Origin of the sequence: Streptomyces griseicoloratus (assembly GCF_014534645.1) — a bacterium.
Lineage (GTDB): Bacteria > Actinomycetota > Actinomycetes > Streptomycetales > Streptomycetaceae > Streptomyces > Streptomyces griseicoloratus.
Map to the genome: position 1 here is coordinate 160367 of NZ_JACVQF010000184.1, position 24545 is coordinate 184911.

A 24545-nucleotide genomic window follows, 5' to 3' on the forward strand; every position below is an offset into this window, starting at 1 on the left:
TCCGGTTACGTTCGTGGGCATGGAGAACATACTCCGCCCGCTGGTCGTGGTCGGCGGCTCCGTCTGCCTGACGCTGCTCATCGGCTGGGCGACCGACCTGCTGCTGCGCAAGGCCGACCAACGCCACCACGAGACGCCCCTGTGGGGGCTGCTGCGCCGTGCTCGCGTCCCGTACCAGCTCGTGCTGTGCGCGGCGCTGCTGAGAGGGTCGTACGTCGAGGCCCGGCTGCTGCCGGACCACCGGGTCGGCATCGGGCGGACCCTGACGCTGGTGCTGATCGGCGCGGCGGCCTGGCTGGTGATCCGGATCGCCGCGGCGGTCGTCGAGACGACCTACTCCCGCTACGCCCAGGCCCGCGCCCAGCGGGACCCGGCCCGGGTGCGGCGCGTGCGCACCCAGGTGTCGCTCATCATGCGGGTGGTCTCGGCGGTCGTCGGTGTCGTCGCCGCGGCGTCCATGCTGCTGACGTTCCCGGCGATGCGCGCGGCGGGCGCCTCGCTGCTGGCCTCGGCCGGTGTCCTCGGCATCGTGGCCGGCATCGCCGCGCAGTCCACGCTCGGCAACATGTTCGCGGGGCTGCAGATCGCCTTCGGCGACATGGTGCGCATCGGCGACACGGTCGTGGTGGACGGCGAGTGGGGCACGGTCGAGGAGATCACGCTGACGTTCCTGACCGTGCGCACCTGGGACGAGCGCCGGATCACCATGCCGGTGTCGTACTTCACCTCCAAGCCGTTCGAGAACTGGTCGCGCGGCACCCCGCAGATGACCGGCATCGTCTACTGGCACCTGGACCACACCGCTCCGCTGGACGCGATGCGCGAGCGGCTGCGCGACATCCTGCGCGAGTGCCCGGCCTGGGACGGCCGCGCCCACAACCTGTCGGTCACCGACACCACCCCGAACACCATGCAGGTGCGGGCCCTGGTCACGGCGAAGGACGCGGACGACATCTGGACGGTACGGGTCGAGGTGCGCGAGCAGATGATCCGCTGGCTGGCCGAGGAGCACCCGTACGCGCTGCCGCGGGTCAACACCGCGGACGCGGTCCCGCCGCCCGGCCGCGGCGACGTCCGTCGGCCCCGCCCCGCCTCCGACGCCGCCGCGCACCGCCTCCCCGACCAGCCGACGAGGGGCCTGTGAGGACACCGGCAGCCCGGCGACGGGCGTGGCGGGCGAAGGGTCAGCGCAGGCTGCGTACGTCGAGATGGCGCAGTACGCGGTCCACGATCTCCGGGTCGGCGCCGGGTTCGCTGCGCGCCGCCAGCACCTCGTGCCGGGCGGCGCTCAGCATCTCGGCCTGGATGCGCCGGATCCGCTTCAGCCGCCGGACCCGCTGCTCGTGGGCCTCGCGCCGCTCCTCGTCGCCGATCTCCGGGCTGATCCGCACCCCGATGTCGAAGGCCCGCCGCAGCATCTGCTCGGACAGCTCCTCCGGCAGTTCCTCGACCGCCTCGATCTCCCTCAGCCGCCGTTTCGCCGCCTTCGCGGCCCGCACGGCCAGCTCCCGCTCGAACTCCTTCTCCCGCTCGGTGTCCGCCCGCACCCCGAGCCGGTTCACCAGCCACGGCAGGGTCAGCCCCTGCACCAGCAGCGTCCCCATGATCACGCCGAAGGCGACGAAGATGATCTCTTCGCGGTTGGGGAAGGGGGAGCCGTCGTCCGTCCTCAGCGGGATCGCGAGCGCCAGCGCCACCGAGGCGACGCCGCGCATGCCCGCCCACCACATGACGACGGTCTCCCGCCAGCTCGTCGGGATGTCCTCGTCGTGGTCCCGCTGGGCGTGCAGGCGCTGGGTGAGCCAGGTGGCCGGCAGCAGCCACACCAGCCGTACGAGGACGACCACGACCAACACCACGGCGGCCCAGCCCAGCAGCTCGCTCCACCGCCCGGAGGCCGTGCGGATCGCGTTGTGCAGCTCCAGCCCGATCAGTCCGAACGCGACCCCGGTGACCAGCGTGTCGACCACGTCCCAGACGGTGTGCCCGGCGAGCCGGGTCATCACGTCGTCGGCGCCGACGGCGTACTCGGCGAGGAACATCGCGGTGGTGAGCACGGCGAGCACCCCCGAGCCGTGCAGTTCCTCGGCCAGGACGTACGACGCGTACGGCACCAGCAGCGTCAGCCCGATCTGCAGGGTGGCGTCTCCCAGCAGGTCCAGCAGCTTGTAGGCGCCCCAGCCGAGCGCGAGCCCCACGGCGACCGCGACGACGGCGGACAGCACCAGTTCCAGCCCGGCCTTCCACGGCGAGAAGGTGCCGCCGACCGCGGCGGCGATGGCCACGTGATACAGGACGATGGCCGTCACGTCGTTGAACAGCCCCTCGCCCTCCAGGATGGACACCAGCCGGCGCGGCAGCCCCAGCTGCCCGGCGACGGCGGTCGCCGCGACCGGGTCGGGCGGTGCCACCAGCGCCCCGAGGGCGAAGGCGGCGGCGAGCGGCAGCCCCGGCACGATCGCGTGCGCCACGGTGGCCACGCACGCCATGGTGACGAAGACCAGCGCGACCGCGAGCAGGAAGATCGGGCGCTTGTTGGCCGCGAACTGCCGCCAGGACGTCCGGCGCACGGCCGCGTACAGCAGCGGCGGCAGCAGCGCCGGCAGGATGAGGTCGGGCGGGATGTCGACGTTGGGCACGAACTCGAGCAGCGCCAGGACGATCCCGAGCACCGTCATCAGCACCGGCGCCGGGAGCCCGAGCCGGTCCCCGACCGGGACGCTGATCAGGGCCCCGAGCAACAGCACGAACAGCAGAGCCAACTGGTCCACGGTCAGCGCTCCGGTGGGTCTCGGCGTTCACACGGGCAGTTCCCACCCTGCCACGCGGACGGCCCCACCAGCCCGTACGGCGGCCTCGGCTACAGAGCGCGCCGCATCGCGCGGTGCGGTATCCCCGCGTCGGGGAACTCCGGCCCGTACGCCTCGTACCCCAGCCGCTCGTAGAAGCCCAGCGCGTGCGTCTGGGCGTGCAGGTCCACCGCCGTGAGCCCGCGCGCGCGTGCCGCCTCCTCGACGGCCCGCACCAGCGCGGCCCCCACGCCCAGTCCGCGGGCCGCCCGGGTCACCGCGAGCCGCCCGAGGGAGCCCACGGCCGGGTCGCCGCCGGTCTTCGCCGCGGCGGACGCGCCGTGCAGCAGCCGCCCGGTGCCCAGCGGTACGCCGTCCTCCCGGACCGCGAGGACGTGCACGGCGACGGCGTCGTAGGCGTCGTACTCGATGTCCTCGGGGACCCGCTGCTCGACGACGAAGACGTCCTTGCGCACCGCGAAGCACGCCTCCCGGTCGGCGGGGTCCTCGGCGATGCGCACCTGGTACGACGGCACGTGCGCGGGAGCGCTCATGCGTAGGTCTCCTCGCGGACCCGGTCCAGGGCGTGCTGCAGGTCATCCGGGTAGTCGCTGGCGTACTCGACCCAGTCGCCGCTGCCGGGGTGCTCGAAGCCGAGCCGTACGGCGTGCAGCCACTGGCGCGTGATGCGCAGGCGCTTGGCGAGCGTCGGGTCGGCGCCGTAGGTCAGGTCGCCGACGCAGGGGTGGCGGTGGGCGGCCATGTGGACGCGGATCTGGTGCGTGCGGCCGGTCTCCAGCTTCACGTCGAGCAGGGAGGCCGCGCGGAACGCCTCGACGAGGTCGTAGTGCGTGACGGAGGGCTTGCCGTCGGCGGTGACCGCCCACTTGTAGTCGTGGTTCGGGTGGCGGCCGATGGGCGCGTCGATGGTGCCGCTGGTCGGGTCGGGGTGGCCCTGCACGAGCGTGTGGTAGCGCTTGTCGACCGTGCGCTCCTTGAACTGGCGCTTGAGCGAGGTGTACGCGCGCTCCGACTTGGCCACCACCATCAGCCCGGAGGTGCCCACGTCGAGGCGGTGCACGATGCCCTGGCGCTCGGCGGCGCCGGAGGTCGAGATGCGGTACCCGGCGGCGGCGAGGCCGCCGATGACGGTCGGACCGCTCCAGCCGGGCGACGGGTGGGCGGCGACCCCGACCGGCTTGACGATCACGACCACGTCCTCGTCGTCGTGCACGATCTCCATGCCCTCGACCGGCTCGGCGACCACCTGCACCGGCGCGGGCGCCTGCGGCATCTCGACCTCCAGCCAGGCCCCGCCGCGCACCCGCTCGGACTTGCCGACCACCGACCCGTCGACCAGCACCTTGCCCGCCGCGGCCAGCTCGGCGGCCTTGGTGCGGGAGAAGCCGAACATGCGGGAGATGGCGGCGTCGACGCGCTCGCCCTCCAGGCCGTCGGGTACGGGCAGGGTGCGGATCTCGGGAAGCGTGCTCACCCGTCGAGTATGCCGGACGGGTCCGGCAAGCCCGTACGGCGGTCTGCGGCGCTCAGTCCTTGTGCACGGTCCCGTCCGGGTCCAGACCGCGGAAGGACAGCAGCACGATCAGGATGCCGCCGCAGACGATCGCCGAGTCCGCGAGGTTGAAGACCGCGAAGTGCTTGGGCGCGATGAAGTCGACGACGGCGCCCTCGAAGACGCCGGGCGAGCGGAAGATCCGGTCGGTGAGGTTGCCGAGCGCGCCGCCGAGCAGCAGGCCGAGCGCGATCGCCCACGGCAGGCTGTACAGCTTGCGCGCCAGGCGGGCGATCACGACGATCACGACCGCCGCGATCACCGTGAAGATCACGGTGAAGGCCTCGCCGAAGCCGAAGGCCGCGCCGGCGTTGCGGATCGCCTCGAACCGGAGCCAGTCCCCGACGACCTCGATGGGCTCGTGGTGCTCCAGCTTGGCGACCACGATCATCTTGCTGACCAGGTCGAGGAGGTACGCGAACGCGGCGACCGCGAACAGGACGGCGATCCGGCGCCTGCCCCGGGGCCGGTCGGCCGGGCCCTGCGTCTCCTGCGGGACCTCCGCCTGCTCCGGGCCCGCTGCCTGCCCGGCGTCGGGCCGCTCCTGCCCGTCCCCCGCCGCGTCCGGGGTGTCCGGAGTACCGATGATGCGCTCCGCCTCTGCCACGTGAGTCCCTCGACCTAGGTACCTGACTGAGGACGAGGGTACGGCACACCTCCCCCGCCCCACGTGCGCAGGACGCACACGGTGACGGATCAGTACCGGCGCTCCTGCTTCTGCTTGCACTCGACGCACAGGGTGGCCCGGGGGAACGCCTGCATGCGGGCCTTGCCGATGGGTTTGCCGCAGTTCTCGCACAGGCCGTAGGTGCCGGCGTCGAGGCGTTCCAGGGCGCGCTCGGTCTGGATGAGCATCTCGCGCGCGTTGGCGGCCAGCGCCAGCTCGTGCTCGCGTGTGATGTTCTTGGTGCCGGTGTCCGCCTCGTCGTGGCCGGCACCGTCACCGGAGTCCCGCATCAGGCCCTGGAGCGACTGCTCGGAGGTGCTGAGCTCGGTGCGCAGGCGGTCCACCTCGGACTGCAGCTCACCGCGCGCCTCCTCGACCTCTTCCGGGGTCCAGGGGTCCTCACCGGGGCGCACCGCGAGATCGCCGGGCTCCGCCGCGACGCCCCGTGCCTTCGGAACGGCGGACGTGGCCGCCGTGGCCGTGCCAGGAGTCTTCTTCGCAACCACTGCTGTGGCTCCCGTCTGCTCCGCGGCCTGAGCCGCGCCCGCCTTCTTGGCCGTGCTGTTCCTGACCGCGCGGCTCGTGGTGTCCCGGGCCGCGCCCCCTGGGGAGGCGCCCTCCGCCACACCGCCCTGCCTGCCGGCACCCTTCTTGGCCACGCTCCTGCCGGCACCGCTCTTCCCGGCGACGCCCTCCTTCGCGCCGCTCCTGTCGACGACGCCCTGCCCGGCACCGCTCCTGCCGCCGACCACACCCTCTTCGGCGGCCCTCTTCCGGGCGACGTCCTGCTTGCCGCCGGCCTTCCCGGCGGCGCCCTGCCGCTTGGCGGCGTTCCCGTCCGCGGCGCCCTTCGCGGTGCCGAGCGGCTCGGCGGGACCCTCCGTGGCCGCCTGCGCCGATGTCCGCCCGGTGCTCGTCCCCTTCTTCGCCGTCGCCGCCTTCTTCGCCGCGCCGCGGGTGTTCTTCTTCCCGCCCACGCCCTTGGCCGCACCGCCGGAGGCATTCGCGGACCTGCCGGACGCCGACTGCTGTACGGCGGTCTTCTTCGCCACCATGGCCGCGGCCCCTTCACATTTTGTGATCTTGCGCGCGAATCGTGCTGGGACGATAAATCGACTCGAGTCCCACGGCAACGGGGCACGCCGCCCGATTCGCCCGCCCCGCGCTCACCGCGCGACGAGCATGCATCCGTTGTGCCCAGCTCCCCGCCGGGTAATCCGCCGGGCTCGCACCGGCCCCGGCCTGCCGGGAGGTGGACGATCGGCCGCGCCGTTCGGGTCGGCCGGGGCGATACGGCTGCCCCGCCGCGCCCCGCTCGGAAACCGGTCGGCCGCCGTCCGTGCGGCGCCGTACACTGGGCGGAGCGAAAAGCGTGGATGGGGACGAGTAGCGGCGTACGCAGCCCAGAGCGACCCGGGGACGGTGGGAGCCCGGGGGCGAGCGCGACGTGAAGATCACCCCGGAGCCGCCGGAAGAAAGCCGTGGAGGACCAGCCAGGGCGAGTAGAACCGGCCTCGCGACCCCAATGAGGGGGCTCACCGGTGCACAGGACGCACCGGGGGCCAAGGAGGGTGGTACCGCGGGAGCGCGCCGCACACAGCGGCGTACGGAGCCATACGGCTCCGCGGCTCTCGTCCCTCCGACGGAAGGCAGCACGTCCGCCGGAGGAAGATCGATGACGCAGTACCGCCAGGTGCCCGCCCAGGTCGACCTGCCCGCGCTCGAGCACGCGGTGCTCGACTTCTGGCGCGAGCAGAAGATCTTTGCCAAGAGCCTGGAGCAGTCCGAGGGCCGCCCCGAATGGGTGTTCTACGAGGGCCCGCCCACCGCCAACGGCATGCCGGGCGCCCACCACATCGAGGCCCGCGTCTTCAAGGACGTCTTCCCCCGCTTCCGCACCATGCGTGGCTACCACGTGGCCCGCAAGGCCGGCTGGGACTGCCACGGCCTCCCGGTGGAGCTGGCGGTGGAGAAGGAGCTGGGCTTCTCCGGCAAGCAGGACATCGAGGCGTACGGCATCGCCGAGTTCAACGCCAAGTGCCGCGAGTCGGTGACCCGCCACACCGACGCCTTCGCCGAGCTGACCACCCGCATGGGCTACTGGGTCGACCTCGACGACGCCTACCGGACCATGGACCCCGAGTACGTGGAGTCCGTCTGGTGGTCCCTGAAGGAGATCTTCAACAAGGGTCTGCTGGTCCAGGACCATCGCGTCGCCCCCTGGTGCCCCCGCTGCGGCACCGGCCTGTCCGACCACGAGCTGGCGCAGGGCTACGAGACGGTCGTCGACCCGTCCGTCTACGTCCGCTTCCCGCTCACCTCCGGCCCGCTGGCCGGCGAGGCCGCGCTCCTGGTGTGGACGACCACCCCCTGGACCCTCGTCTCCAACACGGCGGTCGCCGCGCACCCCGAGGTCACCTACGTCGTCGCGACGAACGGCGAGGAGAAGCTGGTCGTCGCCGAGCCGCTGGTCGGCAAGGCCCTCGGCGAGGGCTGGGAGAGCACCGGCCAAACCTTCACCGGCGCCGAGATGGAGCGCTGGACGTACCGGCGCCCGTTCGAGCTGATCGAGTTCCCGGCCGAGGCCCACTTCGTCGTCAACGCCGACTACGTCACCACCGAGGACGGCACGGGCCTGGTCCACCAGTCCCCCGCCTTCGGTGAGGACGACCTCAAGGTCTGCCGCTCCTACGGCCTGCCCGTCGTCAACCCGGTCCGCCCGGACGGCACCTTCGAGGAGGACGTCCCGCTGGTCGGCGGCGCCTTCTTCAAGAAGGCCGACGAGAAGCTGACGGAGGACCTGGACACCCGGGGCCTGCTGTTCAAGCACATCCCCTACGAGCACAGCTACCCGCACTGCTGGCGCTGCCACACCGCGCTGCTGTACTACGCACAGCCGTCCTGGTACATCCGCACCACGGCGATCAAGGACCGTCTCCTGGCGGAGAACGAGAAGACCAACTGGTTCCCGGACTCGGTCAAGCACGGCCGGTACGGCGACTGGCTGAACAACAACATCGACTGGGCGCTGTCCCGCAACCGCTACTGGGGCACCCCGCTGCCGATCTGGCGCTGCGAGGACGACCACCTCACGGTCGTCGGCTCCCGCGCCGAGCTCACCGGGCTGACGGGCACGGACCAGTCGGAGCTGGACCCGCACCGCCCGTACATCGACGAGGTCACCTTCGCCTGCCCGACCTGCGCCAAGACGGCCACGCGCGTGCCGGAGGTGATCGACGCCTGGTACGACTCGGGCTCGATGCCGTTCGCGCAGTGGGGCTACCCGTACAAGAACAAGGAACTCTTCGAGTCCCGCTACCCGGCGCAGTTCATCAGCGAGGCCATCGACCAGACCCGCGGCTGGTTCTACACCCTGATGGCCGTCGGCACGCTCGTCTTCGACAAGTCGTCCTACGAGAACGTCGTCTGCCTCGGCCACATCCTCGCCGAGGACGGCCGGAAGATGTCCAAGCACCTGGGCAACATCCTGCAGCCGATCCCGCTGATGGACCAGCACGGCGCCGACGCGGTCCGCTGGTTCATGGCGGCCGGCGGCTCCCCGTGGGCGGCCCGCCGCGTCGGCCACGGCACCATCCAGGAGGTCGTCCGCAAGACGCTCCTCACCTACTGGAACACCGTCGCCTTCCAGGCCCTGTACGCCCGCACCACGGGCTGGGCGCCGAGTGAGGCCGACCCGGCCCCGGCCGACCGTCCGCTGCTGGACCGCTGGCTGCTGTCCGAGCTGCACGCGCTCACCGACCAGGTGACCCAGGCGCTGGAGGGCTACGACACCCAGCGCGCCGGCAAGCTGCTGTCCGCGTTCGTCGACGACCTGTCGAACTGGTACGTGCGCCGCTCCCGCCGCCGCTTCTGGCAGGGCGACAAGGCGGCGCTGCGCACGCTGCACGAGGTCGTCGAGACGGTCACCAAGCTCATGGCCCCGCTGACCCCGTTCATCACCGAGCGGGTCTGGCAGGACCTGATCGTGCCGGTCACGCCCGGCGCCCCGGAGTCGGTCCACCTCTCCTCCTGGCCGGAGGCGGACCTCTCGGCGATCGACCCGGAGCTGTCGAAGCAGATGGTCCTGGTCCGCCGCCTGGTCGAGCTGGGCCGGGCCACGCGCGCGGAGTCCGGCGTCAAGACCCGCCAGCCGCTGAAGCGCGCGCTGATCGCGGCGGCCGGCTTCGACGCGCTCTCGCCCGAGCTGCACACGCAGATCACGGAGGAGCTGAACGTCGAGTCGCTGGCGTCGCTCAGCGAGGTCGGCGGCTCCCTGGTCGACACGACCGCGAAGGCCAACTTCCGCGCGCTGGGCAAGCGGTTCGGCAAGCGCGTCCAGGACGTGGCGAAGGCCGTCGCGGCCGCGGACGCCGCCGCGCTGTCCCTCGCGCTGCGCGAGGGCACGGCCACGGTGGAGGTCGACGGCGAGACGATCACCCTCGCTCCCGACGAGGTGATCATCACGGAGACGCCGCGCGAGGGCTGGTCGGTCGCCTCCGACTCGGGCGCCACGGTCGCCCTGGACCTGGAGATCACGGAGGAGCTGCGCCGCGCGGGCCTGGCCCGGGACGCGATCCGCCTGATCCAGGAGGCCCGCAAGAACAGCGGCCTCGACGTCGCCGACCGGATCGCCCTGCGCTGGTCGGCCACGGACGAGGCGACCGTCGCCGCCCTGACCGAGCACGCCGGCCTGATCGCCGACGAGGTCCTGGCCACGGACTTCGCCCAGGGCGAGGCGGACGACACGTACGGGGACCCGTTCACGGACGAGGCCCTGACCCTGACGTTCCGCCTCCGCAAGGCATAACCGAGCCACGCCCACACGAGGGCCCGGTTCCCCCACGGGAACCGGGCCCTCTCGGCAACACGGACAGACCCGCACCACCACGCCCACGGACAGCCGCCCACCACCACAGCCACGAGCAGCCGCACCGCCGCAGCCGCGGGCTATCGGTGCCGCAGTAGCTGCGGGCAGACGCGCCGCCGCAGCCGCAGGCAGACACCCACCGCCGCAGCCGCGCAGACGCCCACCGCCGCAGCTGCCGGCAGACGCGCACCGCCCGTAGCTGCGGGCAGTCGTGCCTCCCCCAGTGCCTGAACGGCCTGGGAGGTACCCCCAGGGCGGCACGGGTGGGCGCTGGGGGTACCCCCTCTGGGGGAGGCACCCCGTCAGCGCCGGGCCGCGCGGCCCACCCCCGCCCCGCACCAGCGCCGAGCACAGCTAAAGGCGGGCCCCGGGTCAGAAACCCGGGGCCCGCCCTGAACGCTGCCGACGGCTACGCCGTACTACCGTTCGTCAACCCGTCAGTTGTCGTCCTCGTCGATCAGGAAGCCCCGCATCGGCGACGGCGCCTGCCCCATCGGCGACGGCCCCTGCGGCCGCACCGGAGCCATCGGCTGGGTCATCGCCGGCGACATCTGCTGCTGACCGCCGTAGGACGGCCCCGACGTGCTCGGACCGCTGCCCATCGACTGGTTGCCGCCGTACGACGGGGCACTCGCGCCGGCCGGAGCCATCGAGGGCGCCGGGGACGGCGGGAGGGAGGCCGTCGCGGGCGTGCGCGGCGGAGCGAGCGAGTCGTCGGCCTGGGTCTCCAGCTGACGCAGCTGCGACTCCAGGTACGACTTCAGTCGCGTACGGTACTCGCGCTCGAAGCCGCGCAGGTCCTCGACCTTGCGCTCCAGCGTGGCGCGGGCGGACTCCAGGGAGCCCATCGCGACGCGGTGCTTCTCCTGCGCGTCCCGCTCCAGGGCGTCCGCCTTGGCACGGGCGTCCCGCTCCAGACCCTCGGCCCGCGAACGCGCCTCGCCGACGATCTTGTTGGCCTCGGAACGCGCCTCGGCGATCGCCTGGTCGGCGGTCTGCTGGGCCAGCGACAGAACGCGCGCGGCGCTGTCGCCACCGGGGCCCTGACCGGGCAGGCCGGGACCACCCGGACCGCCGGGGCCCTGCGGGCCGCCCATGGGGCCGCCCATCGGACCGGGACCCATCTGGCCCTGCATCGGACCCGGGCCCTGGCCCATCGGCCCCGGACCCTGGCCCATCGGACCGGGACCCTGCGGGCCACCCTGACCGCCGGGACCGGCGGGCAGCTGCGGGGCACCGCTCGGCAGCTGGGGCGGACCACCCATGGGGCCACCCATCTGCTGCTGCGGCGGGCCCGATATGCCGGCGGGCACCGGAGCGCCGGGACCTCGCATGCCCTGCTGAGGCATACCGCCCTGCTGCTGCTGATCCTGCGGCTGCTCCGGAGGCTTGCGCATGTTCTGCTGGTTCTGCGCGGCCGCGCGCGTGGCGGCGGCCAGCTTGGCGCGCAGGTCCTCGTTCTCACGGAGCAGTCGGGTCAGTTCGGCTTCGACCTCGTCGAGGAAGGCATCGACCTCGTCCTCGTCATAGCCTTCTCGGAGGCGGACGGTCGTGAACTGCTTGTTCCGCACGTCCTCGGGGGTCAACGGCATCTCTTCACCTCAACGTTGTCGTCGGCATTCGGCAAGCCCGTATCTCTCTCATCGCTCACAGCCGGCTCACGATCGAGATCAGGATGTAGACGATGATCATCAGTACGAAGAAGGACAGGTCGAGCGCCACGCCCCCGAGACGCAGCGGCGGGATGAACCGCCGCAGAAGCTTCAGCGGTGGATCGGTGACAGTGTAGGTGGCCTCCAGAACGACCACCATCGCCTTGCCGGGTTGCCACGAGCGGGCGAACTGGAAGACGTAGTCCATGACCAACCGGAAGATGAGCACGATGAGGAAGCACATCAGCGCGATGTAGACGACATCCAGGACCACGCTCATGACCTGTGCTTCCCTCTCCCCTGATCCATGCTCTCACCGGTGGTGCGTCTCAGCTCTGGTTGAAGAACCCGCCCTCTGCGATGCGGGCCTTGTCCTCCGCCGTGACATCGACGTTAGCAGGAGACAGCAGGAACACCTTCTGCGTCACCCGCTCGATACTGCCGTGAAGACCAAACACCAAACCCGCGGCAAAGTCGACAAGTCGCTTCGCATCTGTGTCATCCATCTCAGTGAGATTCATGATCACCGGAGTGCCCTCACGGAAGTGTTCCCCGATGGTACGGGCCTCGTTGTAGGTCCGTGGGTGAAGCGTGGTGATCCGGTAGGGCTCTCGTTCCGACACGACCTTGGGCATGATGACCGGTGCGCTCTTTTCCAGGCTTGCGCGTTCTTGTGTGATGGACGCCACGGGCGCGATGCGCGCCGGACGCCCCGATTCCGCGGCGAGCGAAGCGGAGCGGGACACCGGCTCGCGCGGCGCGGGCGGCTGGACGACTCGTACCTCTTCGTCCCGTTGAGGCTGATGTGAACCGTGCGACTGATGTGACGGTTCGTGCCGCCTGTGATCCCGCTCGGGTTCCGGGTCCAGTTCCGGTTCGAAGTCGTCGTCGGGGTCGAACCCCCGGCCGTCGTACCCATCGTCCTCCACGAGGCCGAGGTAGACCGCCATCTTGCGCATCGCGCCGGCCATGCTCTGAGTCCTCCGCTCTGTGGTGGATCGGCTGACGACTGCCAAGTGCCCGCGATCCACGGGGTCGTTGCGTCCGCCTTTCGACGGTAATGACCATATTTTCTACTGTGGTCCGACTTCTTGGCGACGTTACCCGAGCCTGGGGCGGACTCCGAGTACCGCGGTACCGACGCGCACATGTGTCGCTCCGGCGGCCACGGCCTCCTCGAGGTCCGCGCTCATCCCTGCGGAGACCATGTTCGCAGCCGGATGGGCTCGGCGCAGGTAGGTCGACAAATCCATGAGGCGCTCGAACGCGGCCCGTTGGCGCCCGGCGTACTCCCCCGTGAGCGGGGCGACGGTCATCAGTCCGTCGAGCCGCAGGCCCGGCGCCCCGGCGACGAGGTCGGCCAACTCTTCGATTCCCGCGGGCGCCACGCCGCCGCGCTCACCCCGCCCGCTCTCCCCGGCGTCGAGCGCGACCTGGATGAGGCAGCCCACCTCGCGGCCGGCCCGCACCGCCTCCTTCGACAGAGCTGTGACGAGCTTGGAACGGTCGACGGACTGCACGACATCGGCATAACCGACCACAGATCGCACCTTGTTGGTCTGCAACTGTCCGACGAAGTGCCAGGAAAGGGGCAGATCCGAGCAAGCCGCGGCCTTGGGAGCCGCGTCCTGGTCGCGGTTCTCGGCGACGTGGCGCACGCCGAGTTCCGAGAGAATTCGCACATCGTTCGCCGGATAGGTCTTGGTGACCACGATCAGGGTGACTTCGTCACGCTCGCGTCCGGCGGCCGCGCACGCGGCGGCGATGCGCTCCTCCACCTTCGCCAGATTTCCGGCGAGTTCATCCTTACGGTCCGTCATGTCCCATCAGTCCAGCCAGACATAGCCCGCGAGCCGCCCGGTGGAGCGGTCGCGACGGTACGAGAAGTGGTCCTTCGACTCCCGGGTGCACACCGGCGACTGCGCCCGGTCGCACACCCCGAGCCGTTCGAGCTGCGCGTGCACGCCGGCGCTCACATCGACCGCCGGTGTGCCCCAGCTCGTCTCCGCGTACGCCGCCGGTTCGGCCGCGGCGACCTCGGCACGCATCTCCTCCGGCACCTCGTAGCACCGGCCGCACACGGCGGGACCGGTGCGGGCGACGATCCGGGCAGGGTCGGCGCCGAGTTCCGTCATGGCCCGTACGGCGGCGGGGACGACCCCGGCGACCATGCCGGGCCGGCCCGCGTGGGCCGCGGCGGCGACCCCCGCGACGGGGTCGGCGAGCAGCACCGGCACGCAGTCCGCGGTCAGGACGGCGAGGGCGAGCCCCCGCTCGGCGGTGACGATCGCGTCGACCCGCGGGACCGGCCGGTCCCCCCAGGGACCGTCGACCACCGCCACGTCGGCCCCGTGCACCTGGTTCATCCAGACCACCCGGGCGGGGTCCAGCCCCAGCGACTTCGCCGCCAGTTCCCGGTTGGCCGTGACGGCGGCGGGGTCGTCGCCGACGGCGCCGCCGAGGTTGAGCTCCTCGTACGGAACGGCGCTCACTCCGCCCCACCGGTCGGTGAAGCCGAAGTGCGCGCCGTTCACGGTGTCGCGCTGTCCTATCACTTCAGGAAGTCCGGCACGTCCAGTTCCTCGGCCGCGCTGTCCGTGTAGGTCCTCGACGGCGGGACCGGCGGCGGGGTGACCGGCGGCAGGTCGCTCACCGGCTCCGGCGCGGCCGGCTCGGGCTCCTCCTTCGGCTTGACGCTGCCGAGGGAGCCGAAGGACGGGCGGCTCTCGGGCTGCCGCACCGGCGCGGGCTCCTCGCGCTTGGGGGCGGTGGAGCCGAGGACGTTGTCCCGCTGCTTGGCGGGGGGCTGGCCGCCGTCGAAGCCGGCCGCGATCACGGTGACCCGGACCTCGTCGCCGAGGGCGTCGTCGATGACCGCGCCGAAGATGATGTTGGCCTCGGGGTGGGCGGCCTCGCTGACCAGCTGGGCGGCCTCGTTGATCTCGAAGAGACCGAGGTCGGAGCCGCCGGAGATGGAGAGCAGCACGCCGCGGGCGCCGTCGATGGACGCCTCCAGCAGCGGCGAGGAGATCGCCATCTCGGCCGCGGCCACCGCGCGGTCGTCACCGCGGGCGGAGCCGATGCCCATGAGGGCCGAACCGGCCTCGGACATGACCGACTTGACGTCGGCGAAGTCGAGGTTGATCAGGCCGGGCGTGGTGATGAGGTCGGTGATGCCCTGGACACCGGAGAGCAGCACCTGGTCGGCGGACTTGAACGCGTCGAGCACGCTGACCTGGCGGTCCGAGATGGACAGCAGCCGGTCGTTGGGGATGACGATGAGGGTGTCGACCTCTTCACGGAGCTCGGCGATGCCGTCCTCGGCCTGGTTCGCCCGGCGCCGTCCCTCGAAGGTGAACGGGCGGGTGACCACGCCGATGGTGAGGGCACCCAGCGAGCGGGCGATGTTGGCCACGACGGGCGCGCCGCCGGTGCCGGTGCCGCCGCCTTCACCGGCCGTCACGAAGACCATGTCGGCCCCCTTGAGGACCTCCTCGATCTCCTCGCGGTGGTCCTCGGCGGCCTTGCGGCCGACGGCCGGGTTCGCTCCGGCGCCGAGTCCGCGGGTGAGTTCACGGCCGACGTCCAGCTTGACGTCGGCGTCGCTCATCAACAGAGCTTGCGCGTCGGTGTTGATGGCGATGAACTCGACGCCCTTGAGACCGACCTCGATCATCCGGTTGATGGCATTGACACCACCGCCGCCGACACCGATGACTTTGATGACTGCGAGGTAGTTCTGCGGTGCTGCCACGTCGAAGGCCTCTCGCCTCGAGTTACGTGTCGTCGAATCACCGTGACGCGCTGCGCCCAGAGACCCGACGACTGATGCCGAATGGGACGGTCCGTATCGCCGACCCGAACCCTAACCCTGAAGTTTAGGGTTACCAGTGTGTCCGTTCCTTGGAGTCTTCTGAACAGGACACTAAGTCGACAAGTGGCGCGCGTTCAACGAACACGCCGAACCTCCCGTTTTTCTTTTCACCCTATGTGATCAGCCGTAGCGCTGCCCAACCAGGGTGCTGGCCTGCGCGGATGCGCGTCAACTCCCCGACGATGCCGGGGCGGTGGGAACGCTCACGTCGAAGTGCCGCGCATCGGGAGCCGCTTTCATCAGCGCGGTGAGCGCACCGGCCTTCTCCTCGCCCTGCTCGGCGCTCCCCCACACCACGGTCCGCCCACCGCTCAACTCCAGCGAGATGTCGTCGTACGAACGGACCTTGACGACCCGGGTGTCCCGGGCGACGGCATCCGGAATACGACCGGCCACCCGTACCGCCTCGCGCACCAGACGGTCCTCGCCGAAGCGGCGCAGACTCGCGGCGGCCGAGCCGGAACGGGCGGGCTCCAATTTCAATGCGGGCACACCTTTCGGAGCGCGAGAAACCGTGGCGAATCGGACACCTTCATCGTCCACTTCGATGAACTTTCCGCCCTTTTGCACAATCAGAACCGGAGTACGCTCCGTCACTTTCAGCCCGATTCCGTGCGGCCAGGACCGGACCACGTCCACGGAGTCGACGCGGAGCAATTTCCCGCCGAGCCGCGCCTCGATCGCGTCCGTGTCGACGGAAATCAGCGGCGCCCCGACGGGCACGTCGGCGGCCTCGCGCACCTCGGCGGGCGTCAGGACGCGCGTCCCGGAGACCGACACGCGTTCCACGCGCAGCCAGGACGAGCCGTACAGCAGCCAGAGGGTCCCGGCTCCCAGGAGCACCAGGACGAGGGCCGGGACGGCGATCCGGCGAAGGCGCACCGGGCCGAGGCGCCGCACCGGGGGCGGGCCGGACGACTCCTGCCGGCGTTCACCGCGCTGCGCGGCGGTCGTCGGTCCGGCCACGATCCCTGCCCTCCGTCACATGTCCCTAGCGGTGCGCACGGGCGGCGATCGCCTCGTACACCATGCCGACGAGCAGGTCGTCGGCGTCCCGGCGGCCGAACTCGGCGGCGGCGCGGGACATCTCGTACAGCCGGTGCGGATCGGCGAGCACGGGCAGGACGTTGTGCTGCACCCACTCGGGCGTCAGGTCCGCGTCGTCGACCAGCAGGCCGCCGCCGGCCTTGACCACCGGCTGGGCGTTGAGCCGCTGTTCGCCGTTGCCGATGGGCAGCGGGACGTAGGCGGCCGGGAGTCCGACGGCGGAGAGTTCGGCGACGGTCATCGCGCCCGCGCGGCAGAGCATCATGTCGGCGGCGGCGTACGCGAGGTCCATCCGGTCCAGGTAACTTACCGGCCTGTAGGGGGGCATTCCCGGCATCTGGTGCACCTGCGGCAGTTCGTTCTTCGGGCCGACCGCGTGCAGGATCTGGATTCCGGCCTGCTGGAGCCAGGGCGCGACCTGCTGGACCACCTCGTTGAGGCGGCGGGCGCCCTGCGAGCCGCCGGAGACCAGCAGCGTGGGCAGGTTGGGGTCGAGCCCGAACATCGCGCGGGCCTCGGGGCGCGCGGCGGCCCGGTCGAGGGTGGCGATGGAGCGGCGCAGCGGGATGCCGATGTAGCGGGAGTTGCGCAGCTTGCTGTCGGGCGTGGAGACGGCGACCTGGCTGGCGTAGCGCGAGCCGATCTTGTTGGCCAGCCCCGGGCGCGCGTTGGCCTCGTGGATGACGATCGGCACTCCGAGCCGCTTGGCCGCGAGGTAGCCGGGCAGGGCCACGTAGCCGCCGAAGCCGACCACGCAGTCGGCCTTGGTGCGCTCCAGGATCTGCTCGGTCGCCTTGATGGTGCCCCGCAGCCGGCCCGGGACGGTGATCAGCTCGGGCGTGGGCTTGCGCGGCAGCGGTACGGCCGGGATCAGCGCCAGCTCGTAACCGCGCTCGGGCACGAGTCGGGTCTCCAGGCCGCGTTCCGTGCCCAGGGCCGTGATCCCCACGGTCGGATCCTGCCTGCGCAGGGCGTCCGCGAGGGCGAGCGCGGGCTCGATGTGGCCCGCGGTTCCTCCGCCGGCGAGTACGACATGCACCGAAATTCACCGCTCTCCGGACGAGCGCGCCGCCGAGGCGCGCCGTCGCATCGTGTTCCAACCCCGAGGGCTCCGCTTCGACCCGGAACCCCCGGCTCCCCGCTTTCTACCAAAGCGAGGTTGCCGCATCGCAAGCGCCGCCCGCGCAGCGGGCTCGTCGCGCGCGAAGGCGATCAGCAGCCCGATGGCGAACATGGTCGGCAGCAGGGCGGATCCCCCGTAGGAGAACAGCGGGAGGGGGACGCCGGCGATCGGCAGCAGTCCGAGGACCGCGCCGATGTTGATCACGGCCTGGGCCGTGATCCAGGTGGTCACGCCTCCCGCGGCGTACCTCACGAAGGGGTCCTCCGTGCGTCCGGCCACGCGGATACCCGCATAGCCTAGAGCCGCGAAGAGGGCGAGCACCGACAGCGTCCCCGCCAGGCCCAGTTCCTCACCGGTGACGGCGAAGATGAAGTCGGTGTGCGCTTCGGGTAGTTGGCCCCATTTTTCCACACTCGCACCGAGGCCGGAACCGAACAGTCCGCCCGAGGCGAGGGCATAGATGCCGTGCGCCGCCTGCCAGCAGGAATCACCCGGACCGGGGTCGGTCTCACCGAGGCAGGCGAGCCGGGCCATGCGGTTGGGGCTGGTCTTGATGAGGATCACACCGAGCAGCGCGGCGATCGACAGCACGCCGGTGAACATCCGCGTGGGCGCGCCCGCAAGCCACAGCAGGCCGAACAGGATCGCCGTCAGGATGATCGCCGTACCCATGTCGCCGCCCAGCATGATCAGCCCGAGCAGCATGAAGGCGACCGGCACCAGCGGCACCAGCATGTGCTTCCACTGGGTCAGCAGCCTCCTGTCCTGCTTGCGGGCGAGCAGGTCGGCGCCCCACAGCACCAGGGCGAGCTTGCCGAACTCGCTGGGCTGGAGCTGGAAGGGTCCCCCGACGGAGATCCAGTTCTGGTTGCCGTTGACCGACATCCCTATCCCCGGCACCTGCACCAGGGCCATGAGGAAGACGGCGCCCGCGAGGATCGGGTAGGCCAGCGCGCGGTGCAGCTTCACCGGCATGCGCATGGCGGCGATCATCAGCCCGGCGCCGATCAGGGCGGCCAGGAACTGCTTGCGGAAGAAGTACGACCCCGACAGGGACAGCTGGAGCGCGGTGATCTGGGAGGCCGAGTAGACCATCACCAGGCCGAGCCCGGTGATCAGCAGGCTGCCGCCGAGGATCAGGTAGTACGCGGTCAGCGGCCGGTCCCAGGCGCGGCGCAGGCGCGTGTACAGACGCAGGACCGGGTTCTCCCGCGGCGGCCTCGGCGCGGAGATCCGTCCGACGCTCCGCTGCACGGGCGGACGCCCGGTACGGCTACCGGGCATCGCAGCCTCCGCCGTACGTCGGCCTGGACCGTCCCACGCGTCCCTCCCATGGTCGCCCGGCGCAGGCGGCCGGTCAGGCTCCGAGTTCGCGAACGGCCTCCGCGAACGCGTCACCGCGCTTGTTGTAGTTGGTGAACATGTCCATGGAAGCGCAGGCCGGGGCCAGCAGCACGGTGTCACCGGGCCGCGCGAGCCGCTGCGCCTCCTGGACGGCCTGGAGCATCGCCCCAGTGTCGGTCCGGTCGAGGTCGACGACGGGTACTTCCGGGGCGTGTCGCGCGAGGGCCTCGCGGATCAGCGCGCGATCGGCGCCGATCAGCACGGCTCCGCGCAGTCGCTTCGCCGCCCCCGCGACCAGTTCGTCGAAGGTGGCGCCCTTGGCGAGCCCGCCCGCGATCCACACGATCGACTCGTAGGCCGCCAACGACGCCTCGGCGGCGTGGGTGTTGGTGGCCTTGGAGTCGTCGACGTACGCCACCCCGTCCACGTCGGCCACGTGCGCGATGCGGTGGGCGTCCGGGGTGAAGGCCCGCAGCCCGTCGCGCACGGCCGCCGCGGACACCCCGAAGGCGCGGGCGAGGGCCGCCGCCGCAAGGGCGTTGGCGATGTTGTGCGGGGCCGGCGGGTTGACGTCGGAGACCTCGGCCAGCTCCTGGGCGTTCTTCTGCCGGTCCTCGACGAAGGCGCGGTCGACCAGGATGCCCTCCACGACGCCGAGTTGGGAGGGGGCCGGCGTGCCGAGGGTGAAGCCGATGGCCCGGCAGCCCTCCTCCACGTCGGCCTCGCGCACCAGGTCCTCGGTGGCCTTGTCGGCGACGTTGTAGACGCAGGCGACGCGGTTGCCCTCGTAGATGCGGCCCTTGTCGGCGGCGTACGCCTCCATGGAGCCGTGCCAGTCGAGGTGGTCGGGGGCGAGGTTCAGCACCGCCGCGGAGTGCGCGCGCAGGGACGGCGCCCAGTGGAGCTGGTAGCTGGACAGCTCCACGGCCAGCACGTCGTACTTCTCCTCGCCGAGCACCGCGTCGAGGAGCGAGACCCCGATGTTGCCCACGGCGGCGGTGCGCAGGCCCGCCGCCCGGAGGATGGAGGCGAGCATCTGGACGGTGGTGGTCTTGCCGTTGGTGCCGGTGACCGCGAGCCACGGGGCGGCGTCGGGGCCGCGCAGCCGCCAGGCCAGCTCCACGTCGCCCCAGACGGGGACGCCGGCCCGCCCGGCCGCCGCGAACAGCGGCTTGTCCGGCTTCCAGCCGGGCGCCGTGACGATCAGTTCGGTGCCCTCGGGGAGGCCCGCGGCGGAGCCGCTGTCGGATGCTGTGCCGTCACCGAGGCGCACGGTGACGCCGAGCGCCTCCAGCTCGGCCACCTGCGCCCGGGCGCGCTCGTCCGCGCCGTCGTTGACGACCGTGACGTGCGCGCCGAGGCCGTGCAGGACCTTGGCCGCCGGGAGGCCCGAGACGCCGAGTCCGGCGACGGTGACGTGCTTGCCCCGCAGTTCCGAGAGCGCCGATGAGGTCACTTTTCCGCTGCCCATCCCGCGTAGAAGAGGCCAAGTCCGACAATTACACAGATACCCTGAATGATCCAGAAGCGGACCACGACAAGGACCTCTGACCAGCCTTTGAGTTCGAAGTGGTGCTGGAGTGGCGCCATCCGGAAGACGCGCTTGCCGGTGAGGCGGAAGGAGCCGACCTGGATGACCACCGACATGGTGATCAGGACGAACAGACCGCCGAGGATGGCGAGGAGCAGCTCGGTGCGCGAGCAGATCGCCAGACCCGCGAGGACGCCGCCGAGCGCGAGCGAACCGGTGTCGCCCATGAAGATCTTGGCCGGCGAGGTGTTCCACCACAGGAAGCCGAGGCAGGCGCCCATCAGCGCGGAGGCCACCACCGCCAGGTCGAGGGGGTCGCGCACCTCGTAGCAGGCGCCCGGGTTGGTGAGGGTCAGCGCGTTGGCGCAGGACTCCTGGAACTGCCAGACGCCGATGAAGGTGTAGGCGCCGAAGACGAGGACCGAGGCGCCGGTGGCGAGGCCGTCCAGGCCGTCGGTCAGGTTCACGCCGTTCGACATCGCGAGGATCATGAACAGCGCCCAGACGACGAACAGCACCGGGCCGATGGTCCAGCCGAAGTCCGTGATGAACGACAGCTTGGTGGAGGCCGGCGTGTTGCCGCGGTTGTCCGCGAACTGCAGCGCGAGCACCGCGAAGGCGATACCGACGATCAGCTGGCCGGCCATCTTCGCCTTGGCCCGCAGGCCCAGCGAACGCCGCTTGACGATCTTGATGTAGTCGTCGAGGAAGCCCACCAGGCCCATGCCGACCATGAGGCCGAGCACCAGCAGGCCGGAGAAGGTCGGCGCCGCGTCGGCCTCCGGGTCCAGGTAGCTCGTGATCACCTTGGCCAGGAAGTACGCCGCGACCGTCGCCAGGATGAAGGCGATGCCGCCCATGGTCGGCGTACCGCGCTTGCTGGCGTGCTCGCGCGGGCCGTCGTCGCGGATGTACTGGCCGTAGCCCTTGCGGGCCAGCAGCTTGATCAGCAGCGGGGTGCCGACCAGCGTGAGGAAGAGGCCGATGACTCCCGCGAACAGGATCTGCTTCATCATCGGGCGGCAACCTCACCCTCGGCGCCGGTCTCCAGCAGCGCCGTGGCGACGCTCTCCAGACCCACCGAACGGGACGCCTTCACGAGCACGACGTCCCCCGGGCGCAACTCGCTGCGCAACAGGTCGACCGCCGCCTGTGCGTCGGACACGTGCACCGACTCCTCACCCCACGAACCCTCGTTGTATGCGCCCAGTTGCAGCCAGGCGGCTTCCCTGCCACCGACCGCGACGAGCTTGCTGACGTTGAGCCGGACGGCGAGCCGTCCGACCGCGTCGTGCTCGGCGAGCGCCTCGTCCCCGAGCTCGGCCATCTTGCCGAGCACCGCCCACGTACGGCGTCCCTTGCCCATGGCCACCAGCGCGCGCAGAGCGGCCTTCATGGACTCGGGGTTCGCGTTGTAGGCGTCGTTGACGACCGTCACGCCGTCCGGGCGCTCGGTGACCTCCATCCGCCAGCGGGAGAGGGAGCCCGCCTCGGAGAGCGCGGTGGCGATCTCGTCTGCGGACATGCCCAACTCGTGGGCGACGGCGGCCGCGGCGAGCGCGTTCGACACGTGGTGCTCACCGTACAGGCGCATGGTCACATCACTTGCACCGGAGGGTGTGTGAAGCCTGAAGGAGGGCTGTCCGCTGTCCGTGAGTCGCACGTTCTCGGCGGACACGTCCGCTTCGTCGGACTCTCCGAAAAGGATCACCTTCGCCTTCGTTCGGGAGGCCATGGCCCGGACGTACGGGTCGTCCGCGTTGAGGATCGCGGTCCCGCCCTCCTCCGCCGCCGGAAGGGCCTCCACGAGTTCGCCCTTGGCCTGCGCGATCTGCTCCCGGCCGCCGAACTCGCCGATGTGGGCGGAGCCGACGTTGAGCACCAGGCCGATCTTCGGCGGGGTCAGTCCGGTCAGGTACCGGATGTGGCCGATGCCGCGGGCGCCCATCTCCAGCACGAGGAACTTCGTCTCCTCGGTGGCCGTGAGAGCGGTGAGCGGCAGCCCGATCTCGTTGTTGAGCGAGCCCGGCGTGAACACCGTCGGCGCCTTGCGCTGCAGGACCTGGGCGATCAGGTCCTTGGTGCTGGTCTTGCCGGCGGATCCGGTGAGGGCCACGAGGGTGGCCCCGAGGCGGTGCACGACATGGCGGGCGAGGGCGCCGAGCGCGGCCTGCACGTCCTCCACGACGATCGCGGGCACGCCGACGGGGCGGGAGCCGAGCACGGCCACCGCGCCGGCCTCGACGACCGCCGACGCGAAGTCGTGGCCGTCCGCCCGCTCGCCCACGAAGGCGACGAAGAGGCTGCCGGGTCCCGCCTCGCGGGAGTCCCGGACGACCGGTCCGGTCACCTCGGCGGACGGATCCGGTATGTCGTGCATCTGCCCGCCGACGACTTCTGCGATCTCGGCGAGAGAGAGGGCGATCACAAGTTCATCCCTGGGTCTTCTGGATAGCTTCGCGAAGCACCTGGCGGTCGTCGAAGGGACGGACCACCCCGGCGATGTCCTGCCCCTGCTCGTGGCCCTTGCCCGCCACCAGTACGGTGTCGCCGGGCTCGGCCCGGGCGACGGCCGCGGCGACGGCGGCGGCCCGGTCCTCGAAGACCTGGACCTCGCCGCGCTCGTGCGCGGGCACGGACGCCGCGCCCTGGAGCATGGTGGCGAGGATCGCGAGGGGATCCTCGGAGCGGGGGTTGTCGGAGGTCAGTACGGCCGTGTCGGCGAGCCGGGCCGCGGCGGCGCCCATGGGGGCGCGCTTGGTGGTGTCGCGGTCGCCGCCGCAGCCGAGGACGACGTGCAGCTTGCCCTCGGTGACCTTGCGGAGGGCCTTGAGGACGGATTCGACCGCGTCGGTCTTGTGGGCGTAGTCGACCACCGCGAGATACGGCTGCCCGGCGTCCACGCGCTCCAGCCGGCCCGGCACGCCCGGTACGGCGGCGACACCGTCGGCGGCGGCCTGCGGATCGAGGCCGGCGGCGGCGAGGGCGGCGATCGCGGCGAGGGTGTTCGCCACGTTGAAGGGACCCGGCAGCGGGGATTTCGCGGCGATCCGCTCGCCCTTGGGGCCGATCACGGTGAACGTCGAGTCCAGCGGTCCGACCCGGACGTCCTCGGCGCGCCAGTCGGCGTCCGGGTGGCCCTCGGCGGAGTAGGTGACGACCGGGACCGTGGCCTCGTTCGCCAGCCGGCGGCCGTACTCGTCGTCGGTGTTCACCACACCGAGCCTGCTGCGGGCCGGCGTGAACAGCTGCGCCTTGGCCTGGAAGTAGTCCTCCATGCCGGAGTGGAACTCCATGTGCTCCGGGCTGAGGTTGGTGAAGACCGCGACGTCGAAGACGCAGCCGTCGACCCGGCCGAGCACGAGGGCGTGGCTGGAGACCTCCATGGCGACCGCCTCGGTGCCGCGTTCGCGCATGACCGCGAACAGGGCCTGGAGGTCGGTGGCCTCGGGCGTGGTGCGCTCGGACTTGATGCGCTCGTCGCCGATGCGCATCTCGACGGTGCCGATGAGGCCGGTGGACTTCGCCGTCCGCAGACCGCCCTCGACGAGGTAGGCGGTGGTGGTCTTGCCGGAGGTGCCGGTGATGCCGATCTGGAGCAGGTCCCGGCCGGGCCGGCCGTAGATCGTGGCTGCCAGCTCGCCCATCCGGCCGCGCGGGTCGTCGACGACGAGCACGGGCAGACCGGTGGCGGCGGCGCGCTCCGCGCCGGACGGGTCGGTCAGCACGGCGGCGGCGCCGAGGCCGGCGGCCTGGGTGACGAAGTCGGCGCCGTGGGCGCGGGCTCCGGGGAGGGCGGCGTACAGGTCGCCGGGGCGGACCGCACGCGAGTCATGGGTGATGCCCGTGACCCCGGCGGTGCTCTCCGGCGCGGTGACACCCAGCTGACCGGCGAGTTCCGCCAGGGGTGTGGCGGAGACCTGCACCGGCCGGGGCGGTCCCGGGTATGTCACGGGTTGGCCCTTCTGGGTGGTTTGGGACTGATCAGGCTGTGGCACGGCGGTGAGCGTACCGGGCGTACCCGCTTCCGGGCGAAGTGAGGTGCGGGGGGCGCTCTGGTTCCCGGGATCCGGGGTGA

The 24545-nt window shown here is 71.4% G+C and carries 20 protein-coding genes; 2 read left to right on the forward strand and 18 right to left on the reverse strand.

Going from position 1 to position 24545, the window contains the following annotated elements:
- The first annotated feature begins 19 nt into the window (after window positions 1–19).
- Window positions 20–1144 (forward strand): mechanosensitive ion channel family protein, encoded by a 1125-nt coding sequence (locus H0H10_RS12040; RefSeq protein WP_188180896.1) that lies wholly within the window; start codon window positions 20–22, stop codon window positions 1142–1144.
- Between the two features lie 40 nt (window positions 1145–1184).
- On the opposite strand, the gene H0H10_RS12045 is transcribed toward H0H10_RS12040, so the two are convergent.
- From H0H10_RS12045 to H0H10_RS12065, 5 genes are all read right to left on the reverse strand, one after another.
- Entirely contained in the window at window positions 1185–2771 is a 1587-nt protein-coding gene (locus tag H0H10_RS12045; RefSeq protein WP_188180897.1) for a Na+/H+ antiporter, read from the reverse strand.
- Window positions 2772–2860: 89 nt separating this feature from the next.
- The gene (locus tag H0H10_RS12050; protein ID WP_188180898.1) at window positions 2861–3343 is read right to left on the reverse strand and encodes a GNAT family N-acetyltransferase; all 483 of its coding nucleotides are present in this window, start codon (window positions 3341–3343) and stop codon (window positions 2861–2863) included.
- A complete protein-coding gene (locus H0H10_RS12055; protein ID WP_188180899.1) occupies window positions 3340–4284 on the reverse strand; it encodes an RluA family pseudouridine synthase in 945 nt (314 codons plus the stop codon). Before H0H10_RS12055 ends, H0H10_RS12050 begins: the two co-directional genes overlap by 4 nt.
- Before the next feature lie 52 nt (window positions 4285–4336).
- Entirely contained in the window at window positions 4337–4969 is a 633-nt protein-coding gene (lspA, locus tag H0H10_RS12060) for a signal peptidase II (protein ID WP_188180900.1), read from the reverse strand.
- 89 nt (window positions 4970–5058) lie between these two features.
- The gene (locus H0H10_RS12065; RefSeq protein WP_188180901.1) at window positions 5059–6084 is read right to left on the reverse strand and encodes a TraR/DksA family transcriptional regulator; all 1026 of its coding nucleotides are present in this window, start codon (window positions 6082–6084) and stop codon (window positions 5059–5061) included.
- Window positions 6085–6704: 620 nt separating this feature from the next.
- Here H0H10_RS12065 and ileS point away from each other — a divergent pair.
- Window positions 6705–9836 (forward strand): isoleucine--tRNA ligase, encoded by a 3132-nt coding sequence (gene ileS, locus H0H10_RS12070; protein WP_188180902.1) that lies wholly within the window; start codon window positions 6705–6707, stop codon window positions 9834–9836.
- A gap of 497 nt (window positions 9837–10333) precedes the next feature.
- Here the strand turns inward: ileS and divIVA are convergent, their stop codons facing one another.
- The 13 genes from divIVA to H0H10_RS12135 all read right to left on the reverse strand — a co-directional run bounded on the left by divIVA (window position 10334) and on the right by H0H10_RS12135 (window position 24420).
- Window positions 10334–11488 (reverse strand): apical growth/hyphal branching protein DivIVA, encoded by a 1155-nt coding sequence (gene divIVA, locus H0H10_RS12075; RefSeq protein WP_188180903.1) that lies wholly within the window; start codon window positions 11486–11488, stop codon window positions 10334–10336.
- A 55-nt stretch (window positions 11489–11543) separates the two neighbouring features.
- Entirely contained in the window at window positions 11544–11828 is a 285-nt protein-coding gene (locus tag H0H10_RS12080; RefSeq protein WP_007448661.1) for a YggT family protein, read from the reverse strand.
- A gap of 49 nt (window positions 11829–11877) precedes the next feature.
- Entirely contained in the window at window positions 11878–12519 is a 642-nt protein-coding gene (locus H0H10_RS12085; protein WP_188180904.1) for a cell division protein SepF, read from the reverse strand.
- 129 nt (window positions 12520–12648) lie between these two features.
- On the reverse strand, window positions 12649–13368 hold the full coding sequence (locus H0H10_RS12090) for a YggS family pyridoxal phosphate-dependent enzyme (RefSeq protein WP_188180905.1): 720 nt from the start codon (window positions 13366–13368) through the stop codon (window positions 12649–12651).
- 6 nt (window positions 13369–13374) lie between these two features.
- Window positions 13375–14103, reverse strand: a complete 729-nt coding sequence (gene pgeF / locus H0H10_RS12095; protein WP_188180906.1) for a peptidoglycan editing factor PgeF — start codon at window positions 14101–14103, stop codon at window positions 13375–13377.
- Window positions 14100–15302 (reverse strand): cell division protein FtsZ, encoded by a 1203-nt coding sequence (gene ftsZ, locus H0H10_RS12100; protein WP_188180907.1) that lies wholly within the window; start codon window positions 15300–15302, stop codon window positions 14100–14102. Before ftsZ ends, pgeF begins: the two co-directional genes overlap by 4 nt.
- A 288-nt stretch (window positions 15303–15590) precedes the next feature.
- Window positions 15591–16388, reverse strand: a complete 798-nt coding sequence (gene ftsQ, locus H0H10_RS12105; RefSeq protein WP_188180908.1) for a cell division protein FtsQ — start codon at window positions 16386–16388, stop codon at window positions 15591–15593.
- Window positions 16389–16413: 25 nt separating this feature from the next.
- Entirely contained in the window at window positions 16414–17508 is a 1095-nt protein-coding gene (gene murG, locus H0H10_RS12110; RefSeq protein WP_188180909.1) for an undecaprenyldiphospho-muramoylpentapeptide beta-N-acetylglucosaminyltransferase, read from the reverse strand.
- A gap of 6 nt (window positions 17509–17514) precedes the next feature.
- Complete coding sequence (ftsW, locus tag H0H10_RS12115; protein ID WP_188180910.1) at window positions 17515–18876, reverse strand: putative lipid II flippase FtsW; 1362 nt, start codon at window positions 18874–18876, stop codon at window positions 17515–17517.
- 73 nt (window positions 18877–18949) lie between these two features.
- Window positions 18950–20407, reverse strand: coding sequence for a UDP-N-acetylmuramoyl-L-alanine--D-glutamate ligase (gene murD, locus H0H10_RS12120; protein ID WP_188180911.1), 1458 nt, complete (start codon window positions 20405–20407; stop codon window positions 18950–18952).
- Window positions 20389–21480: a phospho-N-acetylmuramoyl-pentapeptide-transferase gene (mraY, locus tag H0H10_RS12125; protein WP_188181051.1), complete on the reverse strand. Its 1092-nt coding sequence runs from the start codon at window positions 21478–21480 to the stop codon at window positions 20389–20391. Before mraY ends, murD begins: the two co-directional genes overlap by 19 nt.
- On the reverse strand, window positions 21480–22895 hold the full coding sequence (locus H0H10_RS12130; RefSeq protein WP_188180912.1) for a UDP-N-acetylmuramoyl-tripeptide--D-alanyl-D-alanine ligase: 1416 nt from the start codon (window positions 22893–22895) through the stop codon (window positions 21480–21482). The genes mraY and H0H10_RS12130 overlap by 1 nt, the downstream gene beginning before the upstream one ends.
- Before the next feature lie 4 nt (window positions 22896–22899).
- Window positions 22900–24420: a UDP-N-acetylmuramoyl-L-alanyl-D-glutamate--2,6-diaminopimelate ligase gene (locus H0H10_RS12135; protein WP_188180913.1), complete on the reverse strand. Its 1521-nt coding sequence runs from the start codon at window positions 24418–24420 to the stop codon at window positions 22900–22902.
- Window positions 24421–24545: the final 125 nt, after the last annotated feature.